General features: G+C 58.6%; 20 protein-coding genes. 9 read left to right on the forward strand and 11 right to left on the reverse strand.

Going from position 1 to position 17,435, the window contains the following annotated elements; translation table 11 throughout:
• Positions 1 to 149: 149 nt before the first annotated feature.
• On the forward strand, positions 150 to 389 hold the full coding sequence (locus tag WD429_RS01900; protein ID WP_368420478.1) for a TIGR02647 family protein: 240 nt from the start codon (positions 150 to 152) through the stop codon (positions 387 to 389).
• A gap of 18 nt (positions 390 to 407) precedes the next feature.
• Here the strand turns inward: WD429_RS01900 and WD429_RS01905 are convergent, their stop codons facing one another.
• Positions 408 to 920, reverse strand: coding sequence for a DUF2244 domain-containing protein (locus WD429_RS01905; protein ID WP_368420479.1), 513 nt, complete (start codon positions 918 to 920; stop codon positions 408 to 410).
• 157 nt (positions 921 to 1,077) lie between these two features.
• On the opposite strand from WD429_RS01905, the gene mtgA reads away from it, so the two are divergent.
• A complete protein-coding gene (mtgA, locus tag WD429_RS01910; protein ID WP_368420480.1) occupies positions 1,078 to 1,776 on the forward strand; it encodes a monofunctional biosynthetic peptidoglycan transglycosylase in 699 nt (232 codons plus the stop codon).
• A gap of 165 nt (positions 1,777 to 1,941) precedes the next feature.
• The gene (locus WD429_RS01915) at positions 1,942 to 2,823 is read left to right on the forward strand and encodes a chemotaxis protein (protein ID WP_368420481.1); all 882 of its coding nucleotides are present in this window, start codon (positions 1,942 to 1,944) and stop codon (positions 2,821 to 2,823) included.
• A gap of 3 nt (positions 2,824 to 2,826) precedes the next feature.
• Here the strand turns inward: WD429_RS01915 and WD429_RS01920 are convergent, their stop codons facing one another.
• Together WD429_RS01920 and WD429_RS01925 are read right to left on the reverse strand one after the other, a co-directional pair.
• Positions 2,827 to 4,488 (reverse strand): murein L,D-transpeptidase, encoded by a 1,662-nt coding sequence (locus WD429_RS01920; RefSeq protein WP_368420482.1) that lies wholly within the window; start codon positions 4,486 to 4,488, stop codon positions 2,827 to 2,829.
• 117 nt (positions 4,489 to 4,605) lie between these two features.
• Positions 4,606 to 5,271, reverse strand: coding sequence for a hypothetical protein (locus tag WD429_RS01925; RefSeq protein WP_368420483.1), 666 nt, complete (start codon positions 5,269 to 5,271; stop codon positions 4,606 to 4,608).
• Positions 5,272 to 5,435: 164 nt separating this feature from the next.
• Between WD429_RS01925 and WD429_RS01930 the strand changes: the two genes are divergently transcribed.
• Positions 5,436 to 6,101, forward strand: coding sequence for a protein-L-isoaspartate(D-aspartate) O-methyltransferase (locus WD429_RS01930; RefSeq protein WP_368420484.1), 666 nt, complete (start codon positions 5,436 to 5,438; stop codon positions 6,099 to 6,101).
• Between the two features lie 4 nt (positions 6,102 to 6,105).
• Here the strand turns inward: WD429_RS01930 and WD429_RS01935 are convergent, their stop codons facing one another.
• On the reverse strand, positions 6,106 to 6,912 hold the full coding sequence (locus WD429_RS01935; RefSeq protein ID WP_368420485.1) for a DUF1338 domain-containing protein: 807 nt from the start codon (positions 6,910 to 6,912) through the stop codon (positions 6,106 to 6,108).
• Positions 6,902 to 8,008: an arginine N-succinyltransferase gene (locus WD429_RS01940; protein WP_368420486.1), complete on the reverse strand. Its 1,107-nt coding sequence runs from the start codon at positions 8,006 to 8,008 to the stop codon at positions 6,902 to 6,904. The genes WD429_RS01935 and WD429_RS01940 overlap by 11 nt, the downstream gene beginning before the upstream one ends.
• Positions 8,009 to 8,141: 133 nt before the next feature.
• Here WD429_RS01940 and WD429_RS01945 point away from each other — a divergent pair, with 133 nt between their 5' ends.
• Positions 8,142 to 8,570 carry an Lrp/AsnC family transcriptional regulator gene (locus WD429_RS01945; RefSeq protein ID WP_368420487.1) on the forward strand — a complete coding sequence of 143 codons (429 nt, stop codon included), beginning with the start codon at positions 8,142 to 8,144 and terminating at the stop codon, positions 8,568 to 8,570.
• A gap of 35 nt (positions 8,571 to 8,605) precedes the next feature.
• Here WD429_RS01945 and WD429_RS01950 read toward each other — a convergent pair whose 3' ends face one another.
• Together WD429_RS01950 and WD429_RS01955 are read right to left on the reverse strand one after the other, a co-directional pair.
• The gene (locus WD429_RS01950) at positions 8,606 to 8,884 is read right to left on the reverse strand and encodes a YebG family protein (protein ID WP_368420488.1); all 279 of its coding nucleotides are present in this window, start codon (positions 8,882 to 8,884) and stop codon (positions 8,606 to 8,608) included.
• A gap of 130 nt (positions 8,885 to 9,014) precedes the next feature.
• Entirely contained in the window at positions 9,015 to 9,935 is a 921-nt protein-coding gene (locus WD429_RS01955; protein ID WP_368420489.1) for a glutathione S-transferase family protein, read from the reverse strand.
• A 206-nt stretch (positions 9,936 to 10,141) separates the two neighbouring features.
• On the opposite strand from WD429_RS01955, the gene WD429_RS01960 reads away from it, so the two are divergent.
• Complete coding sequence (locus WD429_RS01960; RefSeq protein ID WP_368420490.1) at positions 10,142 to 11,824, forward strand: AMP-binding protein; 1,683 nt, start codon at positions 10,142 to 10,144, stop codon at positions 11,822 to 11,824.
• A 129-nt stretch (positions 11,825 to 11,953) separates the two neighbouring features.
• On the opposite strand, the gene WD429_RS01965 is transcribed toward WD429_RS01960, so the two are convergent.
• Positions 11,954 to 12,160: a hypothetical protein gene (locus WD429_RS01965; RefSeq protein ID WP_368420491.1), complete on the reverse strand. Its 207-nt coding sequence runs from the start codon at positions 12,158 to 12,160 to the stop codon at positions 11,954 to 11,956.
• Between the two features lie 165 nt (positions 12,161 to 12,325).
• Here WD429_RS01965 and WD429_RS01970 point away from each other — a divergent pair, with 165 nt between their 5' ends.
• Positions 12,326 to 13,219 (forward strand): LysR family transcriptional regulator, encoded by an 894-nt coding sequence (locus tag WD429_RS01970; RefSeq protein ID WP_368420492.1) that lies wholly within the window; start codon positions 12,326 to 12,328, stop codon positions 13,217 to 13,219.
• On the opposite strand, the gene WD429_RS01975 is transcribed toward WD429_RS01970, so the two are convergent.
• A complete protein-coding gene (locus tag WD429_RS01975; protein ID WP_368420493.1) occupies positions 13,216 to 13,899 on the reverse strand; it encodes a lysozyme-like domain containing protein in 684 nt (227 codons plus the stop codon). The genes WD429_RS01970 and WD429_RS01975 overlap by 4 nt on opposite strands.
• A 124-nt stretch (positions 13,900 to 14,023) precedes the next feature.
• Between WD429_RS01975 and WD429_RS01980 the strand changes: the two genes are divergently transcribed.
• Both WD429_RS01980 and WD429_RS01985 read left to right on the forward strand, forming a co-directional pair.
• Positions 14,024 to 14,845 (forward strand): DUF2059 domain-containing protein, encoded by an 822-nt coding sequence (locus tag WD429_RS01980; RefSeq protein WP_368420494.1) that lies wholly within the window; start codon positions 14,024 to 14,026, stop codon positions 14,843 to 14,845.
• 75 nt (positions 14,846 to 14,920) lie between these two features.
• Positions 14,921 to 16,099, forward strand: coding sequence for a M24 family metallopeptidase (locus WD429_RS01985; protein ID WP_368420495.1), 1,179 nt, complete (start codon positions 14,921 to 14,923; stop codon positions 16,097 to 16,099).
• Here the strand turns inward: WD429_RS01985 and WD429_RS01990 are convergent.
• Both WD429_RS01990 and WD429_RS01995 read right to left on the reverse strand, forming a co-directional pair.
• Complete coding sequence (locus WD429_RS01990; RefSeq protein WP_368420496.1) at positions 16,096 to 17,058, reverse strand: succinyl-CoA synthetase subunit beta; 963 nt, start codon at positions 17,056 to 17,058, stop codon at positions 16,096 to 16,098. The two genes, WD429_RS01985 and WD429_RS01990, sit on opposite strands and share 4 nt — an antisense overlap.
• Positions 17,058 to 17,336 carry a peptidylprolyl isomerase gene (locus WD429_RS01995; protein ID WP_368420497.1) on the reverse strand — a complete coding sequence of 93 codons (279 nt, stop codon included), beginning with the start codon at positions 17,334 to 17,336 and terminating at the stop codon, positions 17,058 to 17,060. The genes WD429_RS01990 and WD429_RS01995 overlap by 1 nt, the downstream gene beginning before the upstream one ends.
• Positions 17,337 to 17,435 lie beyond the last annotated feature (99 nt).

The raw sequence follows: 17,435 nt of genomic DNA on the forward strand, positions 1-17,435 counted from the left end.
CTGATGCTGACATTTGGCCGAGAAAAAGTAACGATGTTTCAGACAGCATAGTCACGAATCTGGCACGCTGTCTCTAGCAAGACATTGTAGATTTCACGATCCTCGTATAGAACATACGGGGTAGGCCCCACTTTTTATGAGGATCACTTATGGCTTTTACGCCCGATCATGTCGCTGAACTCAATCTGCTTGCCCTGTTCCACTCCACCTCAGCACAGGAAGGCATTAAGGTGCACCAGCACTCCGCGCCTGACGAGTCGGTCAGGGCGGCGGAGCGGTTGCACCAGAAAGGGCTGATCACCCAAAAAGACGGTGGCTATCTCACCACTCTGGGTAGTGAAGCGGTGGAACTGATCCAGAAATTGCAGTCGATCGTTTCAGAGGGTTGAGCCGGCGGGCTCTGGTTATCAGTACCAGAAGCCTATGTCCGGTGCGGGCGACCGGCGGTCCAGTGGCACGCCTTTGCCCTCCAGTATACGCAGGAGAATCTGGGTGTCCTCGACGTTCAGAAAGGCACCGAGAGCAACGTCCTGATCCCGGTGGCACAGAAACAGTTTGGCGGGCGTGAAGGCGTGCCTTGGCAGTTCGACGCGCACCCGGGTGTACCGGCGGGGGAACCGCCACTCCCGTTGCCGGGTCCGCCGCCCCTGTTCGAGCCTGAAGGTGTCAGCCGAAACCGCAAATACTTCCTGCGACTGACACGCGCGCGCGGTGTAATAGATACCGGCGGCAAGCGCGATCAGTTCCAGCCCGGCAAACGGCGCAATCACCCAGGCACCGGCCAGCACCATGCCGGTGGAAATCATCAGCGATACGGCGAATAGCGCAAACCAGAACCGGACATTGCCTCGCCAAGTCAGCGAGCGGTTAGGTGTGAGCAACAGCCGCACGCCATTATCGCATTCCAGATGCTCTACCATTCTCCCTGCCCCAGGGCCGGACGTGATGAAGACATACGCCGGCCACACTGGTTTCGATGACTGAACGCACCCTGACGAAGCCGTAATTCAAACAGGGTGCGAATAACGACATACTGACCACGTTCAAGCATAGTCGCAGGCTTCAGGGAGTTCCCGTTTGGCCAGAAAATCATTTGTAGGACGGTTGGTTGGAATTGTTGCCTGGTTCTTCGCTGGAACCCTGACTTTAGTGGTGACAGTCATCGTGTTGTTGAGGTTCCTCGACCCACCGACAACGGCCTTTATGGTGGCCCATAAGGTGAATCATTCCGATGGCAAAGTGATTCACCAGTGGGTGGATTACTCGCGCATGTCCGAGTGGATGCCACTGGCGGTGGTGGCCAGTGAAGACCAGCGCTTTCCCGATCATTGGGGCGTAGACTTCGCCGCCATTCGCAGCGCCCTGGCCGATTACCGGGCGGGAGACGGGCTGCGTGGTGCCAGTACCATCACCCAGCAAACCGCCAAGAACCTGTTTTTGTGGAATGGCCGAAGTTTTGTTCGCAAGGCTCTGGAGGCGGGTCTGGCGCTCGGCCTTGAGGTCTTTTGGCCGAAACAGCGAATTCTTGAGGTCTACCTCAACGTCGCAGAGTTTGGGCCTGGTATTTACGGCGTTGAGGCGGCGAGCCGGGCCTATTTCGGGATAGGGGCCCGTGATCTGTCATCGTCCCAGGCGGCTCGGCTGGCCGCCGTGCTGCCCAACCCGAAGGTGCTCAGTGTGGGCAATCCTTCGCGCTATGTGTGGGAGCGTGCCGCCTGGGTTGAGCGCCAGATGCGCCAGCTCAACGGCCCGGGTTACCTGCGGGGAATGGAATAGCTTTGATAACAGTAACGAAATCAATACAGTGATTTTTACGGATTGTGGCATTCTGGCACCCACAGCAGCGGGCTGGTGGATGCGTAGCGAACGAATACCCATTTGCCAAAGAGCTCTGCTAGAGTATCAATGTCAATGGTTCCAGTTATAGGGTTTGCTTCCGCTATGTCCAGACAGTCCACCCATGCCCAGAAGCTGCTGCTGTTCAGCCTCACTTCGCCAAAGCCGTTTGCGATCGGAACACTGAAAATCCGCGAAATTTTGCCGTTCACCCGGCTGACAAAATTGCCGCACAGTCATTCGGCGGTACTGGGTACCATGTCGTTCCGGGGGTCTGCGGTGCCGGTTATTGATATGGCGGCTGCGGTGGGCGGTCGCCCGCTGACGACGGATGAGCAGAAAGCCAGCTCAATCATCGTGACCGACATTCAGCGCCAGGAAATCGGTTTTGTCGTGCGCGGCGTGAACAGGATCATTGAGGCTGACTGGAAAAAAGTTCAGTCACCGCCTCTGGCTCTGGGCAATCAGGCGTTCATCACGGGCCTGCTGGATCTGGATGGCGAATTGATTCAGCTTCTGGACGTAGAACTCCTGCTGTCCAAGGTTTACCCGGAAGCGGTAGACACGGAGGCCGCGGCCCTGACCGATGTCGAAAGCGAAACGCTGAAGGCCCAGCGCATCCTGCTGGTAGACGATTCCCACGTTGCCCGTAAGCAGTTATCGGATGTGCTGGACAGCAAAGGTATTTCCTACGAGGTGACCTCCAACGGGCAGAATGCCCTGAATATGCTGGTAGAAGCCGGTAGTGGCGGGCAGCCCGTGGATATCCTGGTGAGCGATATCGAAATGCCCGGGCTGGATGGGTACGAACTGGCCTTCAATATTCGTGACAACACCGCACTGAAGCAACCCTACATCATCCTGCACACGTCACTGAACAGCGAGATGAGTCTGAGTTACGCCAATCAGGTGGGTGCCAATGAGGCTCTGACCAAGTTCGATGCCAGCGAGCTGATGCAGGCGATGCTTCGGGGCGCGGCGGACTAGCGGTTAGTCCGCGCTGGCCTGGCGGATCATGAGGCCGCTCTCGAGTGGCGTTTCCAGTGCCAGAGTGAGTTGCGGGTTGTGGTTGTACAGGTCATTGCGCATCTGCAGGGTGCCACTGCCATCGACCCATGCCGTCCAGTACTCAAGGTGGATCGGCACCGGCTTATCCAGGTGAACCGTGGTAAGGGACCTCGACTCGACAATCTCGCGGATGCGCTCCCGCGTCCAGCCATTGGCATTGGCCAGCAGGGCGGTGGCGAGCCCAAAGGCATCCTCAACACGGATGCAGCCTGAACTGAGCGAGCGCTGGCTGCGTGAAAACAGCCCCCGAGCTGGCGTGTCATGAAGGTAGACATCGAACTGGTTGGGGAACATGAACTTGACCTGCCCCAGAGCATTCCGGGGCCCGGGTTCCTGAACCAGTTGGAACGGGAAATAGTTTTCATGCAGCGTCGACCAATCCACAGTATCAGGATCGACCGGTTCGCGGTCAGGCCCCCAGCCTCGATAGACGGAAATATCCATAGCATTGAGGTAGTCCGGGTTCTGTCGGATTACCGGTAACTGGTCCTCAATCATGATGGTGCGGGGAACGGTCCAGTTGGGATTAAAAACCAGATGGCGGATGCGGTCTCGAATGACCGGCGTCTGTCGGGAAGGCCGGCCAACGATCACCCGGGTTGTCAGCACGTCAGCGTTGTCTTTTACCAGCCTCAGCTCAAATCCCGCAATATTGACTACGATATAGGTATCTCCCAGGTCATCAGGCAACCAGCGCCAGCGCTCCAGGGTCGCATCGATCCGCGACAGTCGCTCCGTCGGCGGGAGGTTCAGCATGGCCATAGTGTCCTGGCCGATCAGCCCGTCATTGTCCAGCCCATGCCGGGCCTGGAAACGCTTGACCGCCGTGACAAGCTCGCCGTCGTAGTAAGCCTCAAGCCCCTGCTGTTCAGCATTTTCCGGATTCGTGAGATCACCCAGTGTGATCAACCGCTGCCGGATTGAAGGCAGCCTTGGGTCGGTGTTGTCCGGGCGAATGGTGGTGCCAGCCGGAATGGGTTCCCAGAGCGTGCCGAACAACCGGTTTATCCGGCTCCGGGCGTCCATCAGTTGGCGATAGCCGGGTTGGGAAGGCGCGAGGCGGTCTAATTCTTCTGCTACCTCACCATCGGCTAGTATCCGGGTGAGAATATCGTCGGTCCGGCGTTGATGCCGGTTGGCGAAGTCGCCAGTTTTTAGGGTCTCCGGGTTTACTTTGCCGTCGAGCAGGTGAGACGCCAGCTTCAGGGCGCTTTCGGTCATCAACAGGTCCAGGCTGGCCCGGGTGTCGGAGTCCAGCTGATCAAGGTCGGATGTGTCATAGCGTGAAAGGCGGCTGTCATGGTAGTCGGCGGGGGAGAGGCCGTGACGCGCTGATGTCTTTATAGCACTCAGCAAGCCCTCCCGATCGACATCGCGGCTCCAGGCGAGGGTGTAGTCTCGCTCTCGATAAAAACTGGACACAGCGGTGTCAGCGGAGAGAATGACGCCGAGGGCACTGACGGGAAAATCCAGATCGATGGCTTCCATGCGCTCGCGGACAATACCGTTGCCAACACTGCCCGCCGACCATAGACCCAGCGCCGCCAGCAGTATTCCTTTCGCCGCTACCTTTCCCGAGGCCATCGTGTTTCTCCGCATGGCAAAGCTCTACCCCGATAGAGTCATCCTAGACCTTTATCGGCTGCGGCAAAAGCAAGGCCTGAAGCGCAGGCCCCGGAAACCATGTGAGCAGGGGGTGGACTAACCCGTGCGTCCGAACACTCGCTCGAAAAATCCGACTTCGCGGGTGTCGGGAATCGGCAGCGCGTCCAGCTCGGACATGGCTTGTCGCCAGAACTGGTCCGGCTCATCCAGGCCCATCACCTTGGTGCGTTCGCTTTCATTAAAGGAGTTGTGCTCGCCGCCGGCCCCCTGAGCAATCAGCTCGTTAGTCCACAGATAAATGGCGGCCCGCACCGTTCTCAGAATGTTGGAATAGGCGGTCCGACTGACGTTAATGGCCAGCTCGGCACTCAGATTGATCTGGGCCTGAAGTTCAGACATCTGTTCCGGGGGCAGTACGATGCGATTACCGTTGCCCTTTTTGCAACTGGCGCAGATTTTTTCGAGGGATTTGATGCCGTCGAGCAGGTCCAGGTGGCCGTGTTCGGCTTTCTGTTCATCGCTTACCGGTGCGGGAATCCAGCCATATTGAGGTGATCGCGCGACAATGTGGCCCGGGAGATCTCGCCGGAAAGGTGGTGCTTTGGCGGTGTCGCTGTAGCCTTCGAGTTCTGCCCGAAGCCAGGCGGCCATTTTTCGGTGCCTGAGCATCATTGCCAGTGTGATGGCTGAGGGCATGATGTTTTCCATTGTTTCATTGGCGTCTTTGGTGCGTTCCTCCAGGTGGTTAACCGGTGCAGACATTCCTGTTCTCCTGAGACCTGGCAGCCCGTGCCAGCTGCCTTGTTATTGTTGTGGATTGGCTAGGGGCGGGTTCGCCCACTATGTTTAAAACGTAGACAGTGATTGGCCGGATGTCCGTTGTAAAATGTAATCGATTTGTTACCAACGTGTAGCAGGAGAACAGCATGAACGGGCCTGACTTTACCGCTCGCCGATTTTCGATGGTGGATCATCAGATCCGGGGCCGGGGCATCGTCTCCCCCGGAGTGCTGGCCGCTATGGGCCGTGTTCGGCGGGAAAACTTTGTGATCCGAAGATTGCGGGAGCAGGCCTATGACGATGGCCCGCTGCCCATCGGTCAGGGCCAGACCATTTCGCAACCGTACATTGTCGCACTGATGGTTGAGGCGCTCGGGCTTGAAAACGGTGCAAAAGTGCTGGATGTCGGCACCGGGTCTGGCTATGGCGCAGCCGTTCTGGCCTGCATCGCTGGGGAGGTGTTTAGCATCGAACGGCTAGCGACATTGGCGCGGCGGGCCCGCCGGACGTTGCTGGCGGAACGGTTTTTGAACGTCCATGTGCGGTGTGGCGACGGCACACTCGGGTGGCCAGAAGAAGCGCCGTTTCAGGGTATCGTTGTGGCTGCGGGTGGTCCGGGAGTTCCGGAAACCCTCAAGCAGCAACTGGCTGTGGGTGGTCATCTGGTGATGCCGGTTGGCTCAGAATTCAATGGCCAGGCGTTGTTTCGGATGACCCGCCTATCACGATCCGACTTTGCGCAGGAAAGTCTGGGGGGCGTGCGCTTCGTCCCCCTGCGTGGTGCCGCGGGCTGGCCCTCCGGTGGTGATTAGTCAATCAGCTCCTGGCGTCTGTGCTCTCAAAAATCTTGTCGGCTGAGGCGGCTACAAAGCCTGGGTACAGTGTACCGGCCGCATCGCGGTAACGTCGGGCGAACTCGTAGAAACAGCTCGGAATGGTTTCTGTGCGGTCGGAAAACTGGACCGGCACCCGGTCCGCCATGGTGGAGGACTGCTCCAGCAGTTCAGCGGGCGATCCCTTGACCTCCCCGCCAGCATCGTTGACCCGGTAGCCGCTGGCCTTCAGGAGCTGGTTTATCGACTCGACACTGTCGTACTGGCCGAGCTGGTTAATGCTCACTGTGAAATGATTGGCGCGATAGCCCCAGGCCGCCAGCCAGGCGGCGTATTCACTTTCTTCCAGCAGGACCTGGTAGGTGTCGTAATCCAGGTCCCAGTGACGGCCGGAATACAGAAAATGATCGGCCTGCACGCTGGCAGGCTCGACCTGTTCGACCAGGCGTGTCGCGATGGCCTGCAATCGATCAGAGCACTGCCCGGTGAGCAGTTCGGAAATGAACACTTTGGGAGCCAGTGGGTCCGGATGCTCGAAATGACGGGCGTAGAGTTTCTTCGCTTCAAATCGGTATTCACCACCGGCGTAGTAACCGAGCGAGGTGAAATGGGCCGCGAGGGCGTCAAGGCAAACGGGTGCAAGATCGAATGTCCGCAATGCAATGTGATCATTGACGATGCGCTGGCCTTCTTCCGCACCGAGTATCCGGTGAATGGCGTCCGCCGAGGGGGTGACCCTGCGGTAGTCTTCCCAGAGGTGGTGAAAAAGCGCTTCCCGATCAGTATGCATAACGCGCCTCCGTGGTTGTCGGTCCGGCGTCGGCGATGCCCCGACCTGTGGCCTGCGCCAAGGGTAAAAAGCGGGCAGGGGAGCCGGTTTCAAGTTTCAGCCGGGCGGCCAGGGAACGGGGAATCGCCAGTACCTGGCGGTGGGGAAGCCACGTGGCCGCTTTCGTGACGGTCGCCCGGAAATCACTGATCCCCGTGTTGGCCAGTAGCAGGGCCTGCTGGTTGCGGGTAATGGTCAGCACGTTGTCGTCGACAACCTGCACCTGACAGGGGGCGGATTGCCGCACGCTGGCTATATCGCCCCGTGGTGCCTCCACCGTGGGGCCGGCATCAAACAGATCCACAAATCCGGTGTGCCGGAAGCCTTCCTCTAAAAGCAGTTTCAGTGCCGGCCGGGTTTGTTCGTGAACCTGGCCGATGACCTCACGGGCCCGCTCGCTCAGTGAAGCTGTAGCTATGGGTTCTTCTGGTAACAGCGTGTTCAGCAATGCGCTATTGCCCATACCCGCCAATTGGGTGACCGTGGCGAAATCCAGATTGCCGGCATGGGATTTCAGCGAGTCCCAGAACGGTGACTGGCCCTGGGCATCGGACACGCCGCGCATTTCGGCAATGACGGTTTGCGCAAACCGCAGTGGGTGCTGCGCCATAAACAGGAAACGCACCTTCGAGAGCAGCCGGCCGGCGTGGGCCTTACGGTGACCCGCACCACGGTAGGCCGGTCGCAGGTACAGGCTGCAGATTTCCGAGCAGCCGGTGTAGTGGTTGCATCGCGTTAGCCAGTCGCTCGCCCGGGTTTGATCCGGTCGGCTTTGCGCTGCGGTGCACCGGAAGTGAAACAGCGGGCGTTCGTGGCCGGCAGATGCTTCAATACCGGTGGTGCCCATGACCTGCCCGGTGTCGTCGTCCTCAAGAATAAACAGGTAATGTTCGCCCGCAGGCGCTGCCGCTGCGCGGTCGAAGCTGGCAACACTGTGGGCGATTTTGCGTTTTAGCACATGGGGGTCATCCACCAGCGAGGTAAACCCCGGGCCGGATTCCCGCGCGATGGCGCGCAAAACGTGCAGATCCTGATGTTGGATCGGGCGGATTACCATGGACTGTCCCCGTGTCGATTGTTTCGCTACGTTGTTGTTGCAGTCAGTATGTGAGCAGTGGGTGCCGGTTTGTAGTGACAAAAGCATCGAAATAATGAAATGATTGATCAAAATAACGAGTCAAAGTGACATTATGTTGGGGAAACAGGATCAAAAGTTGTTGTTGCTGCTGCGGCAGAACGCAAGAGCGAGCGTGTCGGACCTGGCGCGCGCCATGCACCTTGCCCGTTCAACCGTACAGAACCGACTCGCGCGGCTGGAAAGCAGCGGGATCATCAAAGGCTACTCGGTGCAACTGGGGGAGGCGTTTGCCGCGAATCAGGTGGAGGCGCATGTGTCCATCAAGGTGGTTCAGAAACTGACATCACGAACCAACGTCGCGCTGGACAATATCAGCCAGGTGGTTCAGCTGTTTTCAGTGAGCGGAGAGTACGATCTGATTGCTATTGTGCAGGCCCAGTCGCTGGAGGAGCTTAGCTCGGTGCTGGACGAGATTGGTAATCTGGAGGGGGTGGATCGGACCAACTCGGCAGTGGTCCTGGAAACCCGATTCCGCCGCTGATGGCCAGTGCTCGTCCGTGAGCGCCATCGCCGGGGTTATTCCGTCAGCGTGGTTTCGTTCAGCAATGACGGCTTTTTCAGTGCCTTGCCAAACAGGTCTTTTTCTTCGGCGATTGCCAGCGCAGCTTTTTCCGCCAGCGCTTCCTCCAGACCCTCTACCCGTGCCTGGAGGAACTGGGTGATTTCCTCCGCGAGTTCGAGCACCTTGTCCCTGGCATCGGCGTCTGCCTTGGATGAAAACAGCAGGGTATCCGGGTTCTTCAGCGCCATTTCCAGTCCATCCCTTTCCGAGTAGTACAGTGCTTGTACAGCCATGAATCTCTCCAGTGGGGACCCGCGCCGGTGGAGGCTGGCGCGAGAAAATCGTTACGTATGGCGGGAGTGTAACGCAGCTAAGCTGTATATGTATACAGTTGTGAGTTGGGGCTCAGTGCTCACCCGCGAATCACGCGGACACCGGAGTGATGGCAAAGCCCTCGGCCGGGAAGTGCACGTGGACGACCCCGGTTCTGGCGTGCTCCCGTCTCACAATGGTGCTCTGGTCGTCCCCGAACAGGAGAATGCCGCGAACCGGATCTCGGCCATAATCATCGGGCGCAATTTCGACGCTTTGACCGGTCAGCTTGTGCTCTGAAGCCGCCTCCAGCGCCCTGGGGGTGTTGTTTCTGGCAACATCCAGAGCCTGGTCTCCGGTGATTTCCGACCGCTGGCCGTGGCCAAAGCCTTTCATGCGCTCCATCCACGCCCGAACCCGAGGGTAGTCCCTGAGCCAGGGCTTGCCTGCCAACTCACACACAAACCATAGCCCGTGGTAGGCGGAAAAGTCGGCAATGCAGGGTGACGTTCCAAAGAGAAAGTCCTGCTCCAACATGGATTCCATTTGTGCCAGATGGGCCAGAACCCGAGCTTTGGCTTGTGGGCCTTTCAGAGCCTTGACCCGCGAATTACGCCCCATGCTGATGCGGTCTTTCAGGAAGCGGAAGGTGGCGAACAGCGACGTCTCCCGGACCAGCTTTTTCAGCAGGCGGCCATCACTGGCAGCGACAACACAGGCCAAAAATACCTTCAGGTCCGTTTCACGAACAAAATCCTGAACGTCTCTCGGTTGCTGCTCCAGGATCAGTTCATTCTTACCACTGAGGCGGGCAATTTCGCGGGCGACAGACCGCGTATCACAAAATACATCTGCGCCGAGCTGGGCAACCGGGATCTTGCGATAGCCGCCGGCCAGAGCGTCGATCACGGGCCGTGGCGGAATTTCTTTTACCGTCACCGACTGCCAGGACAACCCGGCATAGCCGAGCATGGCCCGGGCCTTCTCGCTAAAGGGGGACATGGCGTAGTGGTAGAGAATGAGCTCGTGCATGGGGATTAATCCGTGGCTGTGATGTTGGTGCGCAGAGCATACACGGATCGGGGGCCATCCTGCGATGGCTGGCAGGGCCGCCAATAAAGTAACAGTCGGCTAGTGAAAGGGGGATACATGGCTATTGATGAAGTATGGAATATCGGTAGTATTCAGGTGAAACGAAAAACCGACGTGTTTCAGACAATAACAACAAGGAGCCGCACATGGCCGTAGAGCGTGATAAGCAAACCTCATTGCACTGCCTGTACCACTGGGCGAAGAAGATTCCGAACAATGTCTACCTCACCCAGCCGTTCCCGGACGGCCATGTTGAAGACATCACCTGGAAAGAGGCGGCAGATCAGGTGTCCCGCATGGCCGCTCACCTGAGCAGCCTGGGCCTGCCCGAACGCAGCAACATAGCGATTCTCGGCAAGAACAGCGCGCACTGGATTCTCGCGGACCTGGCCATCTGGGCGGCGGGGTTTGTGTCGGTCCCGCTGTACCCGACTCTGAACGGGGATACCGCGGCTTACGTACTGGAACACAGTGAGGCAAAGCTGCTGATTCTGGGCAAGATGGACGGTACCGCCGATGGCTGGAATGATATCAAAGGCCATATCCCGGCCGAGCTGCCGGTTATTTCACTGCCGCTTTCGCCACGAGACGATACTCCGAAATGGCTGGATATCATTGCCCAGTGTGAACCGGCAGAGCCCAAACTACCTGACCCGGACGCGCTTGCGACCATCGTGTACACCTCCGGCAGCACCGGTCGCCCCAAGGGCGTGATGCACAGTTTTCGCACCATGATTTCCGTGGCCGACGGTTTGCAGCAGATTTTCCCGGTTTCGTCCGATGAGCGGATGCTGTCTTACTTGCCACTGGCGCACGTGGCGGAACGGGCGGCGGTGGAAACCCAGTCACTGTATTACGGTTTCCATCTGTATTTCGCCAATTCTCTGGACACCTTCCAGGAAGACCTCCAGCGTGCCCGCCCGACGCTGTTTTTCTCCGTGCCGCGGCTGTGGATGAAGTTCTATCTGGGTGTGAACGCCAAGCTGCCGCCAAAGAAGCAGAAGCTGCTGTTCAATATTCCAATCCTGAAGTCGGTAGTGAAAAAGAAAGTTCTTAAACAGCTGGGGCTTGATCACTGCCGTGCCGCACTCACTGGCGCTGCGCCGCTGTCGGGCGAAATCATTGGCTGGTATCGCGGCCTCGGGCTTGAGTTGCTGGAAGTGTACGGTATGTCCGAGAACTTCGGGTACTCCCATGCTAACCGCCCGGGCCAGGCTAAAGTCGGCACTGTGGGTGTGGCAAATCCCGGTGTCGAGCATCGCCTGGGTGAGGGCGGCGAAGTGGAGGTCAAAAGCCCGGGTCAGATGCTGGGCTACTACAAAAACGACGAAAAAACCCGGGAAGACCTGACCGACGATGGGTTTCTGAAAACCGGCGACATGGGCGAAATCGACAATGACGGTTTTCTGCGGATTACCGGCCGGGTGAAGGATCTGTTCAAAACGTCCAAGGGAAAGTATGTGGTGCCCGTGCCCATCGAAAATCGATTTAACCACCCGAAGGCAGAAGTGGTGTGTGTTGCCGGGGCCAACCAGGCTCAGCCCTGCCTGATGGTGCTGTTATCGGATGAAGCGCGGGAAGAGCTGGAAGCAGGTGGGAGCCGTGCGGAACTTGAACAGGAACTGGCCGGCGAGCTGGATGAGGTGAATGCCGGTTGCGAAGGACATGAGAAGCTGGCGTTCCTGGTGGTGGTGAAAGAGCCCTGGACCATGGAAAACGGCATGCTCACCCCGACCATGAAAATCAAACGCAACGTGATCGAAACTTACTACACTAGCAAGATGGACGAGTGGTTCGGCCAGAAAGCCAAGGTAGTCTGGGAGTTCTGAGCTATCTGAGCTATCTGAACCCCGTTAAGTAAAACGCCGGTGGTCCGTCTTTGCGGGCCACCGGCGTTCTAACATCCTTTTTCACATCCCTGCGTTAGTCAGCCCCGGTCCGGGGCACCTGAACAGCGTTCAGTGACCACCGTGCATGGCTCTGGGCATTTCCGGCAGATCCGGAGTGGCTGCCTGGGCTTTGCGGCCCGCGATACGCAGCTTCCTGCCGATAAACTGAACCGCCTGCTTCGTTGCAGCACGGGTACATTGGCGCCTGATCTCAGTACTGTTGTGGAGGATACTGGATGGCAGCGGTTGAACGGTTGCGATATGGGTCTGGGTCATAGCGCCTTCCTCCTTTGGTAAAGTGGGTTAGTTAGGGATCTATCTTTAATTTACAGGCTATTCTAAGGGTTCTTATTTGCAGCTTGAATACGTTAAAATCCGTACTCACGTTGCAAATACGCAGTAACTTATCTGGGAATTTATTCGGGAGCTTTTTTGGCGACTATGGACTGGGACTATCTTCGATATATTCACGCTCTGGCCACGGGGGGCACGCTGGCGAAGGCTGGTGAACTCCTGGGAGTGCACCAGACCACGGTTCTCCGGCGGCTTGACCAGATGGAAGAGGCGCTGAACGTTCAGTTTTTCGAGCGCTCCCGGGATGGGTTGCAGCTCACGCCGGTTGGTGAAACGGCATTCCGGGAGGCCGAGCGGCTCACCGGGCAAATGGAGAATCTGGAGAGGAAGCTGGTCGGCCAGGATTCGGCCCCCGTGGGCAAGGTTCGTCTTGCCGCCGAAGACGCCATGATGAATCAGCTGCTCAGTCCGATTCTGGCGGAACTGGTGCGGGAATTTCCGGACATCGAACTGGAGGTGCTGACCGATAACGACGTGGCCAACCTCAGCCACCGGGAAGCGGATCTGACCCTGCGTCCGGAGAATAAGCCGCAAGCCACCCTGGAAGGTGAGCGTATCGCGGCTGTTGAATCGGCGGTGTATGGTTCGGCGCAATACTGCCGGCGGCATCGCGGGATGGATGTTGAAAACCACCCGGACGGGTGCGTCTGGATTATTCCCGATGAAACTTTCAGCCACCTGGCCACTGGGCGCTGGTATCGCAAACACCTGAAGCATGCCTCGTCGGTGATTCGCTGCAACAGCCTGCAGTCCATGCACGCGCTTGCCTGTGCGGGGGCGGGGCTGGCGGTGCTGCCGTGTTATCTCGGTGAGAGCGGTAAGCAGCTGCGCCGGCTCTCCGACCCGCTGGAGGGGGAGAGTGTCGACCTCTGGCTCCATGTCAATCAGGACACCCAGCAAATGGCGCGGGTTCGTATCGTCATGGAGTATCTGGTGGAGCGATTGCAGTTACTGCACTCGTTGATTGAGCTGGACCACTAGCCGCAAAACGGCCAGAACTGGTACCAGCGCCAGCACTGAAATTCCTGCTCGCAGGCGGCCAGTTGGTTGTCGTAGCGAAAAGCGCGGGTTTGCACCCGTGCGGCCAGATCGACCACCTGGGGTTTGGCGTCATAACTCTGCCGGGCATAGCCGGTGCGGCCTTCGTGATAGGCCAGGTACAGCTTTTGTGGGCTGTGGAACGGGATGCCCAACTGCCGCTGCGTCAGGTGGTTGTACCAGCCGACAAAATCCAGTGCGTGTTCCATGTGGGTGCGCACCACGAACAGGCCGCCGCCGTTGGCGTCCAGGTAGTCGCCCCAGGCCGGGTCCAGCGCCTGGGCATAACCGTAGGCCGTGGTTGGCCGCAGCCAGGGAATCAGCCCCCATAGCCGGGTACGCGGTGGGCGGGCGTGGCTGCGGAAGGAAGATTCGTAGTACACGAACGCCATCTGGGTGGCGATGGGCGTTCCCCATTTGTCCTGGGACTGCCGGGCGTAGTCATACCACACTGGTTGTTCCCGGAAAATTTCACAGACGTTTTCCTGCTGGATGGGTGGGTCCGGTTCCAGCAAACTGAATCGCAAGGTGGCCCAGGAAGCGATGACCAGCCCAAGCACCGGTAGCCCATACCATTTCAGCCGTGACTTCCAGACATTAAGACGTTTACCGAACTTACTCATGGGCTGGGAAGCCAGACGGCTCCGTTACCATACCAATTTGTCATTAAACTGCGCCTCGTATTGCTTGCAGGGCATGCTTTCGCCGTGGCATAAACCGCCCATCAATCTCTTCGGATGATAGGCCATGAAAGCATTTTCCCAAATTAAACCCGTTTTAGTTTCTCTTGTCCTGGTATGGGGTACTGCCCAGGCGGCCCCCTCGGCGGATGCAGTTCTGGAAGCCTCGCCCATTGATGACATCGTCATACAATACCCGGCCATGATGAGCCAGGGTATCCGCGACGGCCTCAAACAAAGTGGCCGGGTGCCGCCCTTTGCAGCGGATACCATTGGCCACATGGTCAGCAGCAGCTTCAATGCCCGCGATATCCAGGCGCAGATTGTGGCGGATCTGGATCTCGCTCTGAGTGACGCACAGCTGCAATCGGTGATGGACTGGTATGATCGATCTGTAGCTCAGAAAATTGCCGACGCCGAAATTGCCGCCTCGCGCCCGGAGGCCTGGGCCAACATTCAGGCCCGCGCACCGGAGTTGAATAAACAGTTTCGTGGCAGCGAGCGGGTGGACATGTTTGATCGCTTCGACAAGGCGTCAAGGGCCACCGAGAGCGCGGTTGATACCTCCATCGCGGTGCAGCTCGGGCTTGCCACTGCGCTGTCTGCGCTGAAGGGCAGCGATGCTGCATCATTCGAGCAGATTCGGACGCAGATCGAGAATCAGCGCGGCACGCTAGAGGGCATGGTGAACCAGCAGGTGTTCGACAGTTATCTGTTTACCTACCGCGATATCAGTGAAGCCGAACTTGCGTCGTATATCCGCTTCCTGGAAAGCGACGCGGGGTCCGGGTTCACCCGTGTGGTCACCAACAGTATTCAGCGCGCCGTGACCGATCCCATTGAGTCCGTTGGCAACCAGATGGTGCGGTTTCTGAACCCCGCGAACTGAATTCTGCCGCATGGTTGAACAACTGAAGGTTTGGGTCCACCCTCAAGAAAAGGAATTTTTCCGGGAGGGTGCTCCATGGATTTCATCGCCTATCAAAAAGCACTGTCCAGTGCCGCACGGGGAACGGAGTGCCCTTTCCCATCTGGGGAGTTTGACCAGCGCCTGAGCCGGGTGCGCGCCCGCATGGTCGAGGACGATATCAGCGCGCTGTTGTTGACCGACCCATCCGATATTTTCTACCTGACCGGTTACAGTACCTTCGAAGTGTCGGTGCATGTGGCGTTGGTGGTCACGCAATCACGATTATTACTGCAGGTGCCGTCGATTGAGGTGGGGCCGGCGATGGTCACCACCCGGGTTGATCGGGTTGCCGGCTACCGCTGGGAGGGCATTGGCGAGGTTCTCGAGCCGCTGGTGGCGGCCCTGTCCGGCGTTGAGGATCGAGTGGGTATCGATTTCTGGCACGGGTCCCTGCGCCATGGCGTCATTGAAGGTATTCGCGTGCGCCTCCCGGATATCCGGTTTGTGGACAGTGCCCTGCTGTTGAAGCGGGTACGCATTGTGAAGTCCTCGGCGGAGCTGGCCTGTTTGCGCCGCAGTGCGCATATCACCGGCCAGGCCCTGAAAGAAGCGATAGCGGTTATCCGGCCGGGCGTGACCGACAATGAAATTGCCGCCGTCGGTGCGCAGGCGTTACTGGCTGCCGGCAGTGAATTCATGAGCATGCAGCCGATTGTCACGGTCGGGCCCCGCAGCGGGATCATTCATACCAACCACCGGCGCTGTGCGGTAGAAGCGGGAAATCCGGTGTTTCTGGAATTCGGGGCGGCCTGGAAGCGCTACACCGCGCCGATGATGCAGACCGTGGTCGCCGGCGAACCGACCCACTCAATGCGGCGGGTGTTTGACGGCTGCCGGCGGGTGGTGGACGCTCTGCTGGATGCCATCCGGCCAGGGGTCAGTTTTGACGTCGCGGCGCAGGCGGCAGAAAAAGCTCTCGCGCCACTGGCCGGCGAGGTTTTTTTCTCGGGTGTGTTCGGGTACACCGTTGGTGCACAGTTCCCCCCATCCTGGGTGGAAGGTTCCGGATTTATTGCGCGTGGCCAGTCCTCACGATTTCAGCCCGGCATGGTCTTTCACCTGCCTATCTGTCTGCGAATGCCGGGGCATTGGGGGATCGGTTGCAGCGAAACCGTGTTGATCACTGATAACGGAGCCGAACCACTGACCAACAACCCGTGGACACTGGGTTAATCGAGGCGCAATTCCGTCAGGTAGACGGTGCGCGGTTGCGGCAGTCGGATCACGAAAATGCTCAGCCTGCGAATGTTATCCATATCCATGGAACGAGTGCGCGGCGCGTTCCTGACCCTTTCCAGATCAAACGTGAAACGGTTGGGCCCCGGCTCCAGCACCAGCTGGGTGTTGAAGCGGTCATTGTAAGCGTTCGAGTGACGTTCGTGGGCAACGTCGTTAATTCTCAGGGTCATGGTAAAGCGGTCATCATGGGGGTTGAACAGCGCCAGATTGAGCCGACTGTACCCGCGCCAGTCAGCGGGCAGGTTGTCGAGAGACGCGCCGGAATAGACCCGTGTGTTCAGGGAAATTTCCAGGCTTTGGCCGCCCGCTGGGTGGTTTTCCGGGCGATGCAACGGTGAGGGGGACACCGGCCCTCGCCAGAACTGATTGGGCTGGTTGTGCTCAAAGCTGTAAAGCTGGGGCATTTGCCGGTTCATCTCGATGTGCCTGGCGGCCACCACCCCGACGGTGCCCAGTTCGATGGCGATCAATAACAGCGAGGCCCCTGCCAGCGCCCAGTGTTGGCGGCTGGTGGCGGAAGTCGAGGAGAATATCGGGCGCCAGGCGAGAACCAGCCAGGTACCAACCTGATTGCGCAGCACGTCGCGCCAGTCCTCCTGTCGGTCAAGGCCTGACTGCAACAACTCAATGCCAATGCCAATGGCCAGGACCACCAGCGTGGACACAGCCCACAATTGCCAGCCCTGTAGCCGTCGCCAGGGTTGAGCGGCATAGGTGGCCAGGGCGAAGAAAATCAGGTGGCCAAGATCCCACAGTGCCCGGTCAAGCGGCGTGGAAGACCAGTCTGGGCCACCGATAAAAAATAACGGTGCAATGATGATAACGCCTGCCGCCGCCAGCCATTGCAGGGGCTGGCGGCGGCAGGCGTTGATCAGGGCGGTTCGCGTGCTCATTAGCCCCGGCTGGTCACTTCCAGCAGGTGATAGCCGAACTGGGTCTTGATGGGGCCGATCACGGTGTTCAGCTCACTGTTGAAAGCCGCCTCGTCGAATTCCGGCACCATCTGGCCCGGGCCGAAAGAGCCCAGATCACCACCGTTGCGGCCTGACGGGCAGGAGGAATGCTGTTTCGCGGCTTCGGCGAAATCCTGGCCGCCTTCAATGGCCTGCTTCAGCTCTTCGCATTTTGCTTCGCTGTCGACGAGGATGTGGCGTGCGGTTGCCTGTGTCATGGATCGTGTCCTGTTGGTTGTCATAAATGGGTATCTCAGGGTAGGAATGCTGCCCGCCCTGCCGGTCAGAGGCAAGCGCTTTTTATCCGTGTTTCTGCT

Origin of the sequence: Marinobacter sp. (genome assembly GCF_040904845.1) — a bacterium.
Lineage (GTDB): Bacteria > Pseudomonadota > Gammaproteobacteria > Pseudomonadales > Oleiphilaceae > Marinobacter.